This window comes from Pseudomonas sp. B3G-3 (genome assembly GCF_028640915.1).
In the GTDB taxonomy this organism is placed as follows: domain Bacteria; phylum Pseudomonadota; class Gammaproteobacteria; order Pseudomonadales; family Pseudomonadaceae; genus Aquipseudomonas; species Aquipseudomonas chlororaphis_I.
The window spans coordinates 248,570-264,063 of record NZ_JAQZAB010000137.1; the positions used below are offsets into that span (position 1 = coordinate 248,570).

The following is a 15,494-nucleotide window of genomic DNA, read 5'->3' on the forward strand; positions in this document are numbered from 1 at the left end:
CGAGGCGCGTGCGGCGAGGCTGCCTCGAGCGTGGGCAGGCCCGGCCAGTGGCGCGGCGATCATGAACGGGCTCGGGACGACAGGCATGGACAGATCCTCATGAGCGCGGACGTACAAGGCAGGAACGCTCGCCAGCTCGCAGCAGCGGGCCTTCAAACTGAAGACGCCCGCCAGGCCCGGACGTTCCGTCGGGGAGCCGTACGGCAGGTGCTGTGGCCATTCGTCCATTGCTTCGCACCCGCGGCCCGCGGCGCTATCGAACAAGGACAGGGCAATATCGCCCGGAGCGATACGGAGGTGCTTATGACTCGCCAGCCCGTTGATTCGCGCGACGATCCGCAGAACGATCGCACGCGCGCCCCCGAACCGCTGGAACCGCAGGACGCCCACGGGTTGCCCGGCTACCCCGGGCGGGCCGCGGCCGCGGATGAGAAAAAGCCCGCCAAGGGCCCGGCCAATCGCCCCGAGCCCGAACCGGGCGCCACCGAGCCGGGCAACGAAACCCCGGAACAGGACAACGAAAAGAGCGGTTGAGGCCATGGCCCGCGCCGCGACAGCGCGGCCTTGGCGCCCGGGGCAACCGGGTCAGCCGCCCGAGACTTTCCAGTGCTTGACGTCGTCGGCGAACACCACCTGGCGCACCTCGTGGGCGATGCCGTAGGCCAGCGACTCATGGGCGGCAATGACCTTTTCTTCGGCGGACAGGCATTTGAAGATGTCCAGCTGGGTCGCCGCGTCGGCGGTTTCCAGCTCGTAGATTTTCACGTAGCGCGCCAGGTCGTTGTCCAGGCTGGAGAGGTATTCGCGCAGGCGCTGGTGATCCACCGAACTCTGGCTGAAGTACCAGTTCATCGGGTGGATCAGAAAGCGCGAATGCGGCGTGGTGATGCGTCGGTTGGCGGCGAGAAACATGATGATGCCCATCGACTCGATGTTGCCCGCGTTGATCGCGCACAGCGGCACCGGCAGCGATTTGAGAAAGGTGTAGAGGGTGAAGCCGAAGTTGGTGCTGCCGCCGGTGGTGGACAGATTCAGCAGCAGCGAGGTGGCGCCTTGCTCGATGGCTTCCAGGCAACTGTCGCGAAAGCGTTCGGCGGTGCCCTGGTCGATCTGGCAGTGAAAATGCACGATGTGCTCGGTCATCGGACGGCCTCCCAGTCTTGGCCACGGTGCGTGACCTGGCTCTACGATTGAGCCCGGGCGGCGGCGAAAGTTTCGCCGAGCGCATGCCTGGCCAAGAGGGCCGGGCGACCGCTCATCCATTGCCTCGCACCCGATGGTCCGGTCCAGTGCCTAACGGAGTAAGGCCCGGACTCACTGGGCCTGCCGTGAGGTGCACCATGAACCCGTCGATGCATGACCCCAGCGAGCCCCGTACGCCTGAACCCGACCCACTGCAACCTGCCCGTCGGCACGACCCGGTGATCGACCCCAACGTCAACGGCGGTGCCGAACGCGATAAGCGGCGTGACGATGACAGGGAGCGGCCGATGGACCCCGACCTGCCGGCACCGAACGAGCCGACGCCACTGTCCGATGACCGCCGCTGAGACGTTGCGCAAGGAGATCGACTGTAGGAGCGAGCTTGCTCGCGATGGTCGTGAACGATTCCGCGTGTTGCCTGGATAAACGCGGCGTTCTTACGTCCATCGCGAGCAAGCTCGCTCCTACAGTGGGAAGGGGGAGGATCAGTTGCGATCCAGCCACACCGTCTGCGCGTTGCAGAATTCGCGGACGCCGAAGTGCGACAGCTCGCGGCCGAAACCACTCTTCTTCACGCCGCCGAAGGTCACCCGTGGATCGCTGGCGCAATAGCCGTTGATGAACACGCCGCCGGTTTCCAGCTCGGCGGTCAGGCGCTCGGCCAGGGCCAGGTCCTGGGTATAGATGGTCGAGGCCAGGCCGAACTCGCTGTCGTTGGCCAGTTCCAGGGCGTGTTGCGCATCCCGCGCCGTAATGATCGAGGCCACCGGGCCGAACAGCTCCTGCGTGAACGAGGTCATCCGGTCGGTGACACCAGCCAGCACCGTAGGCTGATAGAAGTTGCCCGGGCCCTCGGCCTTGGCGCCGCCCAGCAGCAGGGTCGCGCCTTCGCTCAAGGTGGCCTGCACCTGCTCGTCCAGCTCGTCGCGCAGGTCGAAACGCGCCATCGGGCCGATGTAGGTGTCATTGGCCAGCGGATCGCCCACCTGCAACTGGCGAGTGGCGGCGACGAACTTCTCGGTAAAGGCTTCGACCACCCCTTGCTCGACGATCAGGCGCTTGGCGGCGGCGCAGACCTGCCCGGTGTTCTGGTAGCGGCCAATGACCGCGGCTTGCACGGCGGCATCCAGGTCGGCGTCGTTGAGCACGATAAAGGGGTCGGAACCGCCCAGTTCGAGCACGCATTTCTTCAGGGCCGCGCCGGCCTGGGCGCCGATGGCGATGCCGGCGCGCACGCTGCCGGTAAGGGTCACGGCGGCGATCCGGGGGTCGGCGATGGCCCGGGAGACGCCGTCCGGGGTGACGTTGATCACCTCGAACACGCCTTGCGGGAAACCGGCGCGCTGGAAGGCTTCCAGCAGCAGGTAGGCGCTGCCCATGACGTTCGGCGCATGCTTGAGCACATAGGTGTTGCCGGCGATCAGCGCCGGCACCGCGCCGCGCAGCACCTGCCAGATCGGGAAGTTCCACGGCATCACCGCGAGGATCGGGCCCAGCGGCCGGTATTCGATGCGCGCCTTGCCGCTCGGCACCGGGGCCGGCTCGGGGGCGAGCATCGCCGGGCCTTCGGCGGCGTACCACTCGCAGAGCTGCGCGCACTTCTCGATCTCGCCGCGGGCCTGGGCAATCGGTTTGCCCATTTCCAGGGTGATGCTGCGGGCCAGGTTCTCGCCGTTGTCGCGCAGGGCCTTGGCCAGGGCGAGCAGCAGGGCCGAGCGCTGTTCCAGGCTGCTGCGACGCCATTGGGCGGCGGCAGTGGCGGCGCGGGCGAGGGCGGCGTCCAGCGCCTCGGCGGATTCATAGCGGTAATGAGCGATCTGCTCGCCCGTGGCGGGGTTGATCGAAAGGGCGTGGGTCTGGCTGGAAACCGTGGTCATGGCAGCGTCCTGTGGGCTGAGGAATGGCTGCAGGTTAGGCTGGTACATGGCTTATGAAAACTGAATAATAAAGAGCATATCTTTCACGTTTGGAGAATGAGATGGATCTGGTGCAGCTGGAAATCTTCAAGGCGGTGGCCGAGCAGGGCAGCATCAGTGCGGCGGCGCAACTCATCCATCGGGTGCCTTCCAACCTGACCACGCGGATCAAGCAGCTGGAGCAGGACCTGGGCGTGGAGCTGTTTATCCGCGAGAAAAGCCGCCTGCGCCTGTCGCCGGCCGGCTGGAGTTTCCTCGATTACGCCCGGCGGATTCTCGACCTGGTGCAGGAAGCGCGGCTGACGGTGGCCGGGGAAGAACCGCAAGGACCGTTTTCCCTGGGCTCCCTGGAGAGCACGGCGGCGGTGCGGATTCCGGCATTGCTGGCGGCCTACAACCAGAAGCACGTCAAGGTCGAGCTGGACCTGTCCACCGGCCCCTCCGGGACCATGATCGATGGCGTGCTGTCCGGGCGCCTGACGGCGGCCTTCGTTGATGGCCCGGTGCTGCACCCGAGCCTGGAAGGGGTGCCGGTGTTCGACGAGGAAATGGTCATCATCGCGCCGCTGGGGCATGCGCCCATCACCCGCGGGCGCGATGTCAACGGCGAGAGCATCTACGCCTTTCGCGCCAATTGCTCGTACCGCCATCACTTCGAGCGCTGGTTCAGCGAGGATGCCGCGGTACCCGGCAAGATCCACGAGATGGAGTCCTACCACGGCATGCTGGCCTGCGTCAGTGCCGGCGCCGGCCTGGCGCTGATGCCGCGCAGCATGCTCGAAAGCATGCCGGGCTGCGGCACGGTGAGCATCTGGCAGCTGGCGCAGCCGTTCCGTTTCCTGCAGACCTGGCTGATCTGGCGCCGCGGCACGGTCTCGCGCAGCCTGACCCACTTCGTGCGCTTGCTGGGGGAGAGGCAGCTACAAGCTACAAGCTGCAAGCCGCAAGCTTAGAGCTTGCAGCTTGTAGCTTGCAGCTCCTCACGAGGTTGGTACGGTCTGGTTGCGTCCCGCGCGCTTGGCCATGTACAGCGCCGAATCGGCCTGCATCAACAGGCTCTTGAAGTCGGAGGAGGCGGGCACGCAGGTGTAGACGCCGAGGCTGATGGTGACGACGCCGCCGGGGTTGTCGACATGCTCGATCGCCAGTTCCTGTACCGCCAGGCGGATGCTCTCGGCCAGCACGTAGGCACCGCCAGGCTCGGTGTCCGGCAGCAGGATCGCGAACTCTTCGCCACCGTAGCGCACCGCCAGGTCCGAGGGCCGGCGCACGTGTTGGCTGATGGCCCGGCTGACGGCGCAGATACAATGGTCGCCCGCCACATGGCCATAGCGGTCGTTGAAGCTCTTGAAGTGGTCGATATCGAGCATGATCAGGCTGATCGACGAGCGCTGCCGGGCCGCCCGCCGCCACTCCAGTTCCAGGTTGCGCTCCAGGTGGCGGCGGTTGGCCAGGCCGGTCAGGCCGTCCTGCAACACCAGGGTCTCCAGCACCGAGCGGGCTTTTTTCAAGTGCTTTTCCACCAATAGGCCCTTGCGCACCTGCTTGAACAGCAGGATGCCGATCAGCAGGTTGATCGCCAGCACCACGGCGATCATGGCGGTCAGCTTGTAGGTGTCGGCGCGCCAGCTGCTGAGAATGGACTCCTGGGAATTGGCCGCCGCCACCACCAGCGGGTACTTGTACAGCACCCGGTAGCCGAACAGGCGGTCGACGCCGTCGATGATCGACTTGACCATCACCGTGTCGGCGGGGGCACGGGGTATATGCACGGAGAAGATTTCGCCCCGGGCCAGGGACGCACCGATGAGCTTCTCGTCGAACGGCCGCCTGGCGATGATCGTGCCCTGGGGCAGGGCGAGAAAGATCGCGCCCTTGTCGTCGATGTTGAAACGATCGAAGAAGGTGTCGAAGTAGTCCATCTTGATGGTCGCCAGCACCACGCCCTTGAAGTTGCCCTGGGCGTCGTTGACCCGGCGCGAGAACGGGATCACCCAGTCGCCCGTGGTCTTGCTGCGCACGGCCGCTCCGACCCTGGGGGACAGGGTTACATTCTCGCGGTGGAACTTGAAGTAGTCGCGGTCCGAGTTGTTCGCCTTTGGCGGCCTGTAGTCGAACGAGGTGAGCACCCAGTTGCCTTCCCGGTCATAGAAGAACAGGCCGTGCAACTGCTCGGTGGTGAACACGCGCTTTTTCATCAGCTTCTGGGTTTTTTCCAGGGCCTGGGGCGACAGGTCGTCGATGCGCTCGATCAGCTCTTCGAGGATCAGGTTGGCTTCATCGAAGGTATCGGTCGCCTGTTGGGCCATGGACAAGGCCAGGTTGCCGGAGACCAGCCGGGCTTGCGCCAGTTCATGGGCCTTGCTGTTGACGACCTGGATGCCATAGATGCCGAGGATCGAAACCGCGACCACCATCAGGAAGGCGATGGTGACCGCGAGTACGGGAAGTCGTTTCGACTCCAGGGCAACGTCCTCGGTGCTGCTGTCGGGGTTTGCGTCCACAATGTTCCTTATCGTGCCTGGAGTGAAACAGGGCTGTCGTCAGAATCCTCGATGACAGCGGTCGTTCGGGTTGAAAAAAGTCGCCAGAATCCAGTCACGATAGCCCAGGACTCAAGGGTTCGCGGCCGGTGGTTCGCCCGTCGCCTTGTCCTGGCTGTCGCTGATCAGCATCAGGTTCTGTGGCGACGACAGGGCGATGCCCACTTCGCGCAAGCGCCCGAGGATGGTGAACAGCAGGTCGCTGCGGGCGCCGGACACCGAGCGCGGGCTACCGACGTAGCCGCTGACGCTGATGATCAGGCCGTTGCTGGTCAGGTCCTTGAACGACACCGAGGTCGCCGGCGCCTTGAGGATCGCCTCATGTTCGGCATAGGCCTGCAGCAACAGTTCGCGCACCTGCAGCACATCGGTTTCCAGGGGCAGGGTCAGGGTGATGCCGACCACGCCCAGGGCGTTGTCCATGGTCACGTTGCGCACGTTCTGCGAGATGAACTGTGAGTTCGGCACGATCACCGTGGAGCGGTCGGACATCTGGATCTCGGTGGCGCGCACGTTGATCCGCCGGATATCGCCCTCGACCCCGGCCAGGCTGACCCAGTCGCCGACCTTGACCGGCCGCTCGGTGAGCAGGATCAGCCCGGAAATAAAGTTCTGCACGATGGCCTGCAGGCCGAAACCGATACCCACCGACAGGGCGCTGACCACCCAGGTCAGGTTGGTCAGGTTGATCCGCAGGGTCGACATCACCACGATCGCCAGCAGGACAAAACCGATGTAGCCGACCAGGGTCACCAGCGAGGCGCGCATGCCGGCGTCCATGTTGGTTTCCGGCAGCAGCCGCTCGCTCAGCCAGCGCTTGAGCACCCGCACGGCGAACATGCCGCCGACCAGGAACGCCGCCGCCAGCAGCAGGTCCTGGGGCACGATGTTGAGGTTGCCCAGGGACTTGCCGCTGACATCCAGCTGGGTAAAGCCCTCCAGCAGTTCCCCCGGGCTCGACCCGGACGGCATGAAGGCCAGCAGCGCCGCGGTGAACAGCAGCAGGGTCCGGCCGATGCCGGCCAACACGGTGGTGGCCTGGGCCTGGTGGCGCGGCGACAGGCCCAGGGCCGCCGCCAGCGCCAGGCCGCCGGGCTGCTTGGGCGACAGCAGGGTTTCGCAGAGGTCGCCAAAGCAGGCGATCAGCAGGTAGGCGCTGGTGGTCACCACGCTGATCCACAGCAGCTTGACGGTGAGGAAGTACGCCAGGCTCAGGTAGCCGCTGAGCAGCGACAGCAGGATCACCGCCACCCACACCGCCACCACGAAGGGCAGCAGCCCGGCGATGCCGTCGGGGCGCTCCAGCTCGAAGCGCCGGCGGGTGCGGCGATGGCGCAGCAGGGCGAAGAAAAAGATCAGCGCGGTAACCAGCGCCGTCAGGCCGTTGACCGCCACGGTCAGGGCCAGGCTGCTGGCGATCACGCTGTTGATCCGTTCCTCGCCGGCGGTGAGCAGCAGGGCCAGCGCCAGGATCAGCGGGAACGGCCCCAGGGCTGTGGCGATCTGGTCGGGAATCGGCGGCAGGCGCCAGGACGGGCGCGACAGCATCAACATGGCCCGGCCGAGGCCGACGATAAAGGAGCAGAAAATCAGCAGGGTCAGCCACTGGCCGATCAGGTTGAGCACATCGGCGCTCAGCGTCGCGCTGTTGACCAGGCCCCAGCGCAACAGCGAGGCGGCGGCGTTGATGGTGACGATGGTCGCCAGCCCGACCGTCAGCGCCAGGGCGCTGCGACGCAGGCGGCCTTCGGGCAGCCAGCGGATCATCGACCAGATCGCCAGGCGTTCCAGCAGGCGCCGGCCGACCACCCAGATCAGCGCCGCGATGATCAGCGTGGTGATGAACAGCCCGCGATTGCCGGGGGCCAGCGCCGTCTCGAACGCGGTCCAGACGTCGTCGGAAAGACGGTTCAGGCGCCCGAGGTCATCCTCGGTCGGGCGGATCAGCGTGGACCAGAAGGCCGGGCTGAGCGGGCTCGCCGAGCGGGTGCTGATCTGCGAATTGAACAGGCTGCGCCGCAGGTTGATGATCTGCGCGGCAAGGTCGCGGCCGGACTGGCTGAGCAGGTTGGCCTGGCGTTCTTCGTCGAGCAGGGTGTCTTTCTGCGCGCTCAGCACCTGGCGCTGGCTGGTCAGGCTGGGCGCTTCGTCGGGCAGCGGTGGGCCCAGGACCTTGAGCTGGTCGTCCAGGCGCTCGATGTCGGTGGCGCGCAGGGCGATCAGGCTGTCGGCCTGCTTCTGCACCTGCAGCGCGGCCTGGCGCAGGTCCGACAGCAGGTCGTCGTTGCCGCTCGCCGACACGCTCTGGCGGATCAGTTCGAGCCGGTCGTTGAGCTGCTCGAGATCTGCGCCCTCGGCCAGCAACGGCAGCTGGTTGCGGGCGACACTCTGCGGCCCGGGCGCCGGGGCCGCGAAGGCCGGCAGCGCAATACACAGCAACAGGGCCAACAGCCCCATCCCCCAGCGGTTCTGTCTCACTCGCCGCATCTGTCATGTCCTCTTTTGCTGTTCACCAGCCCTGACGAGCATAGACCGCGCCATCCCGGCATAAATTCCCCGGTGGGCGGCCTGCTGCCCTGGCGATCAGGGTGGCGCAGCATGCCGGTTTACGTGGCGTTGGAGAACGGGGTGGCGGTGAAAAAATACACTGAGAGGAGCTGCTTGCTCAGCGCCGACCCCCGCGATAAGCCCCCGGCGGCAGTCCGGTCCATTGTTTGAACGCGCGCTGGAAGGCGCTGGGTTCCGAGTAGCCGAGGCGTTCCGCCAGCTCGGCGACACTCACCGAGCCGCGGGCGAGCAGGGTGCAGGCCAGGTCGCGGCGCAATTCGTCGCGCACGCCGAGGAAGGTCACGCCCAGGGCGGCCAGGCGGCGGGCCAGGGTCTGGCGGGAAATGCCCAGGGCCTTGGCCGCCTGGATTTCCGACAGCCCGGCAAAGGGTTCGGCGGCGCACAGCAAGGCACGCAGGTGGGCTTCGAAAGTGGCCAGCGGGCCGGGGGCGATCACCGCCGGCAGCAGTTGGCGAGCAAAGCGCGCAACTTCCGCCGGCCGGCGCATCAGCGGTGCTTGCAGGTTCACGGCGGGCAGCTCCAGCCATGCGCCTGCGCCAAAGGCGGGTTGGCGCCCGAACAGAAAACGGGTTTGCGCGGTGAAGCCGGTGAGCTGTCGGGGCAGGACGATCCGCCGCAGCGGCAGGGTTTCGCCGGCGAGCCAGCTCCCGGTATGCCAGAGCGACAACAGCAGCATATGCGGCCACAGCACCGAATCGGTCTGGGCCCCGGGCCGGGGCGTCAGCCGCAGGCGGGCGATCTTGCCTTCGGTTTCCAGGCGCCAGGGCGCGGAACCATCGAACAGTTTGTAGAAGCGCGCGGCTTCGTCGAAGGCATCGGCCAGGGTCGGCAGGTGCACCAGCAGGCGCAGCAATTGCTCGAAGCTGCCCAGGGGCACCGGGCGGGTGAAAAAACCGAAGGCTTCGTCGGCGCCGAGGCCAACGCTCAGGCGGCTCAAGGCGCGGTAGTTGAGTGGCGCGACACGATAGCCGTCGCGCAGGGCTTCTATCGGCAAGTCGCAGCGCTCCAGCAGCGCCGCGCGTGCGCTGGCATCGAGGTGCAGCTGCCCCAGCATCTCGCGCACAAAACGCGCGGGAATGGTCGGGGCGACGATCCAGTGCGGGTAGGGGCGGGTCATGTCAGTTGAGACAAAGCGTCATTGGCGGCCACTCCGGCGTCCTGCAGATTGATGCGACTCACTCCCAGGAGCCAATCGATGACAACCACAACCTTGCCCGAGCGGCACGACTACATGAGCAGCGGATGCGCCAGGACCTATCGATCGACCGCCGGTACCCAGCCCGCCGTGCCCGCCGCGCAGCTCGATGAACTGATGGGCCAGCTGCAGCGCGACGGTTTCGTGGTGCTCGAACGGCTGTTCGATGACCAGCAGGTTAGCCGCATGCGCGAGGACCTGCTCGGCCGTTTTTCCCATACCGGGCGCAACTCGTTCGAGGGCGCGCGTACCCAGCGACTGTATGCGGTGATTGCGAAAACCCGGGGCTGCGATGCGCTGGTGGAGCATCCGCTGATCCTCGGCCTGCTGGACCGGCTCCTCGCGCCCAACTACCTGCTGTCGCAGCTGCAGGCGATCAATATCCTGCCGGGCGAGTGTGCCCAGCACCTGCATTACGACGATGCCTTTTACCCCATGGCGCGCCCACGGCCGCCCTATGGCGCGGCGACGATCATGGCCCTCGACGACTTCACCGGCGACAACGGCGCCACCGTGGTGATTCCCGGCAGCCATCTCTGGGACGGGCGCCTGCCCACCGCCGCCGAACAGGCCGCCGTGCTGCCGGTGGTCATGCCCAAGGGCTCGGTGGTGTTGTTCCTCGGCACCCTCTGGCATGGTGGCGGCGCCAACACCACCGACGCGCCACGCCTGGCGCTGACGGCGCAGTACTGCGAACCCTGGGCGCGCCAGCAGGAGAACTTCATCCTGTCGACCCCGCGCCACGTCGCCCGGCAGTGCAGTGAACATATCCAGCGCATGCTGGGGTACTCGATCCACGCGCCGTTCATGGGCATGGTCAATGGCATGCACCCCAAGCGCATGCTCGAAGAGCCCCAGGAGCGCTGAGCACAAACCAGGCGGGCGGCGAGGGGGCGGCACTGATGGCGGGCGCGGCGCCCCCCTCCACGATCAGTGGACCTCGCCGCTGCTGACGAGCTCAGTTGCGGTCCGCGACCTTCCTTTCTATCTCGGCGATTTTCCTGGCGATGTCCTCGGCTTCCTGCTCGTTGCCTTTCGCAGGGTCTGGCGTGTCGTCATCGAGGTCATGGCGCTGCTCCTCCTCGTCGCGAGGATCCGCTGGCTCGGGGTGTTCCTCGCAGAAAGCCTCATGGCCGCGCTCGACGGAATGCCCATACAGGGTCGGGTCGTCCTGCCAGGGCGTCAGGCAGCCATAACGCCGGCGCGCTTCACGCGCCAGCTGCGGGTCGGTGCTATCGAGGTAGGCCAGTACTTCGCCGATGGAATTGCGCAAGCTATAGACATCGAGCCCGCGAAACTCGATGCGCTGGTCCGCGGGCAGGGTCCGGTTGTAGCGGTGCAGCCAACGGGTGAAGTCGCACACCTCGACGTTGCGCCACATCCAGCTCGGAAAGCGGCTGAATGCCTGGCTGCCACGACGGTGTGCACGATCAGGCTGGCACAGGCTCATCCAGGCCATAAGAGGTTTGAACGCGGATTTTTCCGGTCTGTACCGCGCAGAGGACGAATGCGCGGGAAAACCCGGGGCCGACGGCTGCCAGCCCACCGGGTAAATACCGGCCGCGGCCGCTCGGCCACAGCCGTCTGGGGCCAGGATATCAATGGGCCTTGGCCACGCCCTGGAGCACGGTGCTGTTGGCATCGCGATCGTGGGCCTTGACGATATTGCCCAGGGACACCACGCCCACCAGGCGTTTCTGCCGATTGACCACCGGCAGGCGCCGCAGCTGGATATCGGCCATGTTGCGGGCCACTTCGTCGACCTCCTGGTCGTCGAAGCAATAGCGGATGTCGCTGCTCATCACGCTGCTGATCGGCATATCGCAGCTTTGGCCCTTGGCCACGGCACGAATGACGATGTCACGGTCGGTGATCATGCCGACCAGCCGGTCCTCGTTGTTCACCAGGATGGCGCCGCTGTCGATGCTGGCCATCATGTTGGCGACTTCCCGCAGCGTCTGCTCGGGACGTGCGGTCTGTACGTTACGGGTCATGACTTCAGAGATCTTCATCAGGGTTCTCCTCGAAGGGCCGGGCCTTGCGGCCAGGCATGAAAGGCAAGGGCAGACGCCCTTGCGCGCTGGGTCCGGCAATGCTGTCGCTCGAATGTCGCTCGCAATGGCAGCAAGCATTAATTGGGAGTGTCGATTTTTTTAAAAAGTTGAAATTTGTTCGACGGCGCACGACGAGTGGCTAGCCGCTTATGAGCGGGCCATCGAAGAAGCGCTGGGGCAAAGGGTCGCCACACCTCTGGACGATGGCGAAGCTATTTTGGAGGACCAGCTATTACCCGTCCGGGGCGTGGCTCATAAGCTGGGTTCGTTGATCAGAGGCCGATTGTTCAAGGCCTGGTCAGCGTTTCTGAACCTGGAAGAGAAGCCTACGAAATGAAAAGACTGCACAAGAAAATCGCCCTGGTCACCGGCTCGTCCAAGGGCATCGGCGCGGCCATTGCCAAGCAGCTGGCCAAGGACGGCGCCACGGTGATCGTCAACTACAGCCGCGGTCGCGAGGAGGCCGATCGGGTGGTCGAAGAGATCCTGCAGGCGGGCGGTCGCGCCCATGCCGTCCAGGCGGATGTTGGCAATGCCCTGGAAGTGAAGGCGCTGTTCAAGGCCATCGTCCATGAGCATGGCCATCTCGATATCCTGGTGAACAACGCCGGCGTCTACTCCACCGCGGCCCTGGCCGAGATCGAAGAACAGGAGTTCCACCGCCAGTTCAACCTCAATGTCCTGGGCCTGATCCAGTGCACCCGCGAAGCGGTCGGCGTGTTCAACCCCGAGGGCGGCAGCATCGTCAATATCAGCTCCAGCGTCACCTCGTTCACCCCGGCCAACTCGACGGTCTACACCGCCTCCAAAGGCGCGGTGGACGCCATCACCCGGACCCTGGCCAACGAACTGGGGCCGAAGAACATCCGCGTCAACTCGGTCAACCCGGGGTTGGTGGTCACTGAGGGCGTGCATGCCAGCGGCTTCTTCGAAGACGCCTTCCGGCAGAAGATCGAAGCCATCACGCCCCTGGGACGTATCGGCAAACCCGAGGACATCGCCCCCGCGGTGGCGTTCCTCGCGTCCAGCGACGCCGGGTGGATCACCGGCGAGATCCTGGTGATCGGTGGCGGTCTGCACTAAACCTTGAAAGCGGCCTTGAAGGCGGCCTCGACCTAAGCCTCGACGGCGGCCGCCTGCTCGCGCTGGTACTGGCGTGGCGAGTGCGACATGACCCGTTTGAAGGCGGTGCTGAAGGCGCTCTCCGATTCATAGCCCAGGGAAAAGGCGATGGACGCCACCGAGTCGCCGGAGTTTCTCAGGCGATCGCCGGCCAGCAGCATGCGCCAGTGGGTCAGGTATTCCATTGGCGCGGCGCCGACTATCTGCTTGAAGCGCAGGGCAAAGGCCGAGCGCGACATGGCCGCCAGCCGCGCCAGTTCCTCGACTGTCCAGCGTCGCGCCGGGTTGGCGTGCAGGGCGCTCAGGGCGACGCTGAGGTTGCGGTCCGCCAGGCCGAAGAACCAGCCCATGCCCTCGCTGGCCAGGCTGCTAGGTTCCAGGGCCGCCAGGTGAGCCCGCAGCACCTCGACCAGCATGATGTGCGCCAGGTGCTCGTTCATCAGCGAGCGGCCGGGGCGCTGTTGTTGCAGCTCGGCAGTAAAGCGTTCCAGCGCCCAGCGCAGGATCGACGCCTGGGGCGAGTTGCCCTGCACATGCACCAGCGAGGGCAGGGCGCTGAGCAGGAACTGGGTGGGGACGCCGCTGAAATCGAAGCGCCCGCCGACCAGTTGCACATCGTCGCCGCCGTAATCGAGGGTGATTTCGTCCGGGGCCGGGGTTTGAAACAGCCCTTCGGAATCCATGGCCGGCAGCCCCAGGTCGCTGGACAAGGTAAAGGGCACACCGCGAGTCATCAGGAAGCAGTCGCCTTGCTGGAGGCGTTGCGGCGTCGGCTCGCCACTGACCTTCACCCAGCAACTGCCCTTGACCACGGCCGTGAACTTGATGCCGGCCCGGCTGGGAAAGTCGAAGGCCCAGTCACCGCCCAGCTTCAAGGCCGCCGAATGGTAGTTACGGATTCTCAACAGCGAAAGGACACCGGAAAGGGGATCCATGGGGGGCACCTTTTTGGACGATTGGCAAAATCAAACCGACTTTAGCATGCCGATAGTCCTGGAATGGGGCTGCCAGGAGGAAATCCTCGGTCCTGGGTTGTCGCTGATCGTCATTGCCCGTGGGCCTCAAGGAACACGTCGCTGATCACCCCGAACACGGTGCTCTTCAGGGCATTATCCAGTTCCACCCAGGCCAGGCCGGTGGTCGCCTGGTAGTCCCCGAGTTCCAGGGGGCGGGCGACCACGTTGGCGGGTAACGCGCGCCCGGCGTGGGCGGGCAGCAAGCCAATGCCGAGCCCGGCGGACACCAGGGCGAGCATGGTGGTGAACTCGCCCAGTTCCGCGGCGACTTCCAGTTGCGCGCCCTGGCGGTTCAGCTCTTGCATCAGTTGATCGTGAAAGCCCGGGGCGTAGCGCCTGGCCAGGATCAACACCGGCAGTCGCGCCAGCGCCGCCGGTTGCAGGGTTGCGCTCCAGGCCAACGGATGATCGTCGGGGAGCGCAACCATGAAACTCTCCCGCAGCACCTCCCGGGTCTGGATGCCGGGAATGATCGCCGGCAGGCGCATCAGGCCGAAATCCAGCTGGCCGTTTTTCAGCGCCGCGGCCTGGTCCGGCCCCGGCATGTCCTTGAGTTCCAGCTCGATGCGTGGGAAACGCTCATGCAGGGCGCGGATCAGCGCCGGCAGGAACTCCGGCAGTACCGAAGACACGAAGCCCAGGCGCACCCGGCCGATCTCCCCACGTCCCGAAGCCCTGGCCACGTCCATCGCATGGGCCGCCTGGTGCAGGGTCGCGCGGGCCTCGGGCAGGAAGATCGCTCCGACCTCGGTCAGCGCCACGGCGTGGTGGTTGCGCTCGAACAGGCGCACGCCCAATTCCTCCTCCAGTAGCTTGATCTGCATGCTCAAGGCCGGCTGGACGATAGCCAGCCGTTGCGCCGCGCGGCCGAAATGCAGTTCCTGGGCCAGGGTTACGAACGAGCGCAGGTGTTTGATTTCCATCGACCGACTCCAGGGTTGAAAACGCTTCGAGATGGTAATCACGAAGATTGATTACCAGATCAGCAATGACGATTGGACAGTGCCCGCCAGCTGCGCTGAAGTGCCCGCAAGGCCCATTCCAAAAACAGCGGCCGTCTCGCGGAGGAAAGCATGTCATTCAATCCCGGTAGTTTCCAGCTGGATGGGAGAAGGGCCCTGATCACCGGTTCAGGCAAGGGCATTGGCCTGGAACTGGCTCGGGGCCTGGGCGCCGCCGGCGCCAAGGTGGTGATCAACGATCGTAATAGGGATAAGGCACAGGCCGTTGCCCGGCAGTTGCGCGACGAGGGCATCAGCGCGGAGATCGCGGTGTTCGACGTCACCGATCGCGCCGGGCTGTTCGAGGCCATCGACACCTTCGAGACGCGGGTCGGCGCTATCGACATCCTGGTGAACAACGCCGGCATCCAGCGCCGCGCACCGCTGGAGGATTTCGCCGCCGACGACTGGCATGCCCTGATGCGGGTCAACCTGGACGGGGTGTTCCATGTGTCCCAGGCCGTGGCGCGGCACATGATCGGCCGGCGCCGCGGCAAGATCATCAACATCTGCTCGGTGCAGAGCCAGCTGGCCCGGCCGAGCATCGCCCCCTACGCGGCGTCCAAGGGCGCGGTGAAGATGCTTACCCAAGGCATGTGCGCCGAATGGGCGCGCCATGGCATCCAGGCCAACGGCCTGGCCCCGGGCTATTTCGCGACCGAGATGAACCGGGCGCTGATCGACGATCAGGCGTTTTCCCAATGGCTGTGCAAACGCACGCCGGCGGGGCGCTGGGGGCGGGTCGAGGAGCTGTGCGGCAGCGCAGTGTTCCTGGCCTCGGCGGCCTCGGACTTCATCAATGGCCAGACAATCTTTGTCGACGGAGGACTGACCAGCGTCGTTTGAACCCAGTACCCGGACCTGAAAAACAACAAC

General features: G+C 65.6%; 14 protein-coding genes and 1 pseudogene. 6 read left to right on the plus strand and 9 right to left on the minus strand.

Annotated features, from left to right (window positions below; translation table 11 throughout):
- The first annotated feature begins 303 nt into the window (after positions 1–303).
- Positions 304–534 (plus strand): hypothetical protein, encoded by a 231-nt coding sequence (locus PVZ80_RS33550; RefSeq protein WP_273865115.1) that lies wholly within the window; start codon positions 304–306, stop codon positions 532–534.
- Positions 535–585: 51 nt separating this feature from the next.
- On the opposite strand, the gene PVZ80_RS33555 is transcribed toward PVZ80_RS33550, so the two are convergent.
- Positions 586–1,143, minus strand: coding sequence for an ATP-dependent Clp protease proteolytic subunit (locus PVZ80_RS33555; RefSeq protein ID WP_009049113.1), 558 nt, complete (start codon positions 1,141–1,143; stop codon positions 586–588).
- A gap of 185 nt (positions 1,144–1,328) precedes the next feature.
- Here PVZ80_RS33555 and PVZ80_RS33560 point away from each other — a divergent pair, with 185 nt between their 5' ends.
- Positions 1,329–1,550, plus strand: coding sequence for a hypothetical protein (locus PVZ80_RS33560; RefSeq protein WP_231999323.1), 222 nt, complete (start codon positions 1,329–1,331; stop codon positions 1,548–1,550).
- Between the two features lie 138 nt (positions 1,551–1,688).
- Here the strand turns inward: PVZ80_RS33560 and PVZ80_RS33565 are convergent, their stop codons facing one another.
- The gene (locus PVZ80_RS33565; RefSeq protein WP_273865116.1) at positions 1,689–3,080 is read right to left on the minus strand and encodes an aldehyde dehydrogenase family protein; all 1,392 of its coding nucleotides are present in this window, start codon (positions 3,078–3,080) and stop codon (positions 1,689–1,691) included.
- A gap of 101 nt (positions 3,081–3,181) precedes the next feature.
- On the opposite strand from PVZ80_RS33565, the gene ptrR reads away from it, so the two are divergent.
- Complete coding sequence (gene ptrR, locus PVZ80_RS33570) at positions 3,182–4,072, plus strand: putrescine utilization regulator PtrR (RefSeq protein ID WP_028684034.1); 891 nt, start codon at positions 3,182–3,184, stop codon at positions 4,070–4,072.
- A 27-nt stretch (positions 4,073–4,099) separates the two neighbouring features.
- Here ptrR and PVZ80_RS33575 read toward each other — a convergent pair whose 3' ends face one another.
- The 3 genes from PVZ80_RS33575 to PVZ80_RS33585 form a co-directional block, all read right to left on the minus strand.
- Positions 4,100–5,623 carry a sensor domain-containing diguanylate cyclase gene (locus PVZ80_RS33575; protein ID WP_009049109.1) on the minus strand — a complete coding sequence of 508 codons (1,524 nt, stop codon included), beginning with the start codon at positions 5,621–5,623 and terminating at the stop codon, positions 4,100–4,102.
- A 111-nt stretch (positions 5,624–5,734) separates the two neighbouring features.
- A complete protein-coding gene (locus PVZ80_RS33580; RefSeq protein WP_257373599.1) occupies positions 5,735–8,149 on the minus strand; it encodes a DUF3772 domain-containing protein in 2,415 nt (804 codons plus the stop codon).
- A gap of 178 nt (positions 8,150–8,327) precedes the next feature.
- Positions 8,328–9,347, minus strand: coding sequence for a helix-turn-helix domain-containing protein (locus PVZ80_RS33585; protein ID WP_009049107.1), 1,020 nt, complete (start codon positions 9,345–9,347; stop codon positions 8,328–8,330).
- A gap of 78 nt (positions 9,348–9,425) precedes the next feature.
- On the opposite strand from PVZ80_RS33585, the gene PVZ80_RS33590 reads away from it, so the two are divergent.
- Positions 9,426–10,292 carry a phytanoyl-CoA dioxygenase family protein gene (locus PVZ80_RS33590; protein WP_273865117.1) on the plus strand — a complete coding sequence of 289 codons (867 nt, stop codon included), beginning with the start codon at positions 9,426–9,428 and terminating at the stop codon, positions 10,290–10,292.
- A 91-nt stretch (positions 10,293–10,383) separates the two neighbouring features.
- On the opposite strand, the pseudogene PVZ80_RS33595 reads toward PVZ80_RS33590, so the two are convergent.
- Positions 10,384–10,839 (minus strand): annotated as a pseudogene (locus PVZ80_RS33595) (erythromycin esterase family protein); the annotation flags it as partial.
- A gap of 184 nt (positions 10,840–11,023) precedes the next feature.
- A complete protein-coding gene (locus PVZ80_RS33600) occupies positions 11,024–11,437 on the minus strand; it encodes a CBS domain-containing protein (protein WP_009049104.1) in 414 nt (137 codons plus the stop codon).
- Positions 11,438–11,812: 375 nt separating this feature from the next.
- On the opposite strand from PVZ80_RS33600, the gene PVZ80_RS33605 reads away from it, so the two are divergent.
- On the plus strand, positions 11,813–12,562 hold the full coding sequence (locus PVZ80_RS33605; protein WP_016705224.1) for an SDR family NAD(P)-dependent oxidoreductase: 750 nt from the start codon (positions 11,813–11,815) through the stop codon (positions 12,560–12,562).
- A gap of 32 nt (positions 12,563–12,594) precedes the next feature.
- Here the strand turns inward: PVZ80_RS33605 and PVZ80_RS33610 are convergent, their stop codons facing one another.
- Both PVZ80_RS33610 and PVZ80_RS33615 read right to left on the minus strand, forming a co-directional pair.
- On the minus strand, positions 12,595–13,536 hold the full coding sequence (locus tag PVZ80_RS33610; protein WP_041983722.1) for an AraC family transcriptional regulator: 942 nt from the start codon (positions 13,534–13,536) through the stop codon (positions 12,595–12,597).
- 110 nt (positions 13,537–13,646) lie between these two features.
- Positions 13,647–14,540, minus strand: a complete 894-nt coding sequence (locus PVZ80_RS33615; protein WP_124340208.1) for a LysR family transcriptional regulator — start codon at positions 14,538–14,540, stop codon at positions 13,647–13,649.
- A 150-nt stretch (positions 14,541–14,690) separates the two neighbouring features.
- Between PVZ80_RS33615 and PVZ80_RS33620 the strand changes: the two genes are divergently transcribed.
- Positions 14,691–15,464: an SDR family NAD(P)-dependent oxidoreductase gene (locus PVZ80_RS33620; protein WP_016705227.1), complete on the plus strand. Its 774-nt coding sequence runs from the start codon at positions 14,691–14,693 to the stop codon at positions 15,462–15,464.
- The last annotated feature ends 30 nt before the right edge of the window (positions 15,465–15,494 follow it).

Bases quoted from the DNA above. Each gene is read 5' to 3' on its own strand.
- PVZ80_RS33550 (WP_273865115.1), top strand. From the start codon at position 304: ATGACTCGCCAGCCCGTTGATTCGCGCGACGATCCGCAGAACGATCGC.
- PVZ80_RS33555 (WP_009049113.1), bottom strand. From the start codon at position 1,143: ATGACCGAGCACATCGTGCATTTTCACTGCCAGATCGACCAGGGCACC.
- PVZ80_RS33565 (WP_273865116.1), bottom strand. From the start codon at position 3,080: ATGACCACGGTTTCCAGCCAGACCCACGCCCTTTCGATCAACCCCGCC.
- ptrR (WP_028684034.1), top strand. From the start codon at position 3,182: ATGGATCTGGTGCAGCTGGAAATCTTCAAGGCGGTGGCCGAGCAGGGC.
- PVZ80_RS33580 (WP_257373599.1), bottom strand. From the start codon at position 8,149: ATGCGGCGAGTGAGACAGAACCGCTGGGGGATGGGGCTGTTGGCCCTG.
- PVZ80_RS33585 (WP_009049107.1), bottom strand. From the start codon at position 9,347: ATGACCCGCCCCTACCCGCACTGGATCGTCGCCCCGACCATTCCCGCG.
- PVZ80_RS33590 (WP_273865117.1), top strand. From the start codon at position 9,426: ATGACAACCACAACCTTGCCCGAGCGGCACGACTACATGAGCAGCGGA.
- PVZ80_RS33600 (WP_009049104.1), bottom strand. From the start codon at position 11,437: ATGAAGATCTCTGAAGTCATGACCCGTAACGTACAGACCGCACGTCCC.
- PVZ80_RS33605 (WP_016705224.1), top strand. From the start codon at position 11,813: ATGAAAAGACTGCACAAGAAAATCGCCCTGGTCACCGGCTCGTCCAAG.
- PVZ80_RS33610 (WP_041983722.1), bottom strand. From the start codon at position 13,536: ATGGATCCCCTTTCCGGTGTCCTTTCGCTGTTGAGAATCCGTAACTAC.
- PVZ80_RS33615 (WP_124340208.1), bottom strand. From the start codon at position 14,540: ATGGAAATCAAACACCTGCGCTCGTTCGTAACCCTGGCCCAGGAACTG.
- PVZ80_RS33620 (WP_016705227.1), top strand. From the start codon at position 14,691: ATGTCATTCAATCCCGGTAGTTTCCAGCTGGATGGGAGAAGGGCCCTG.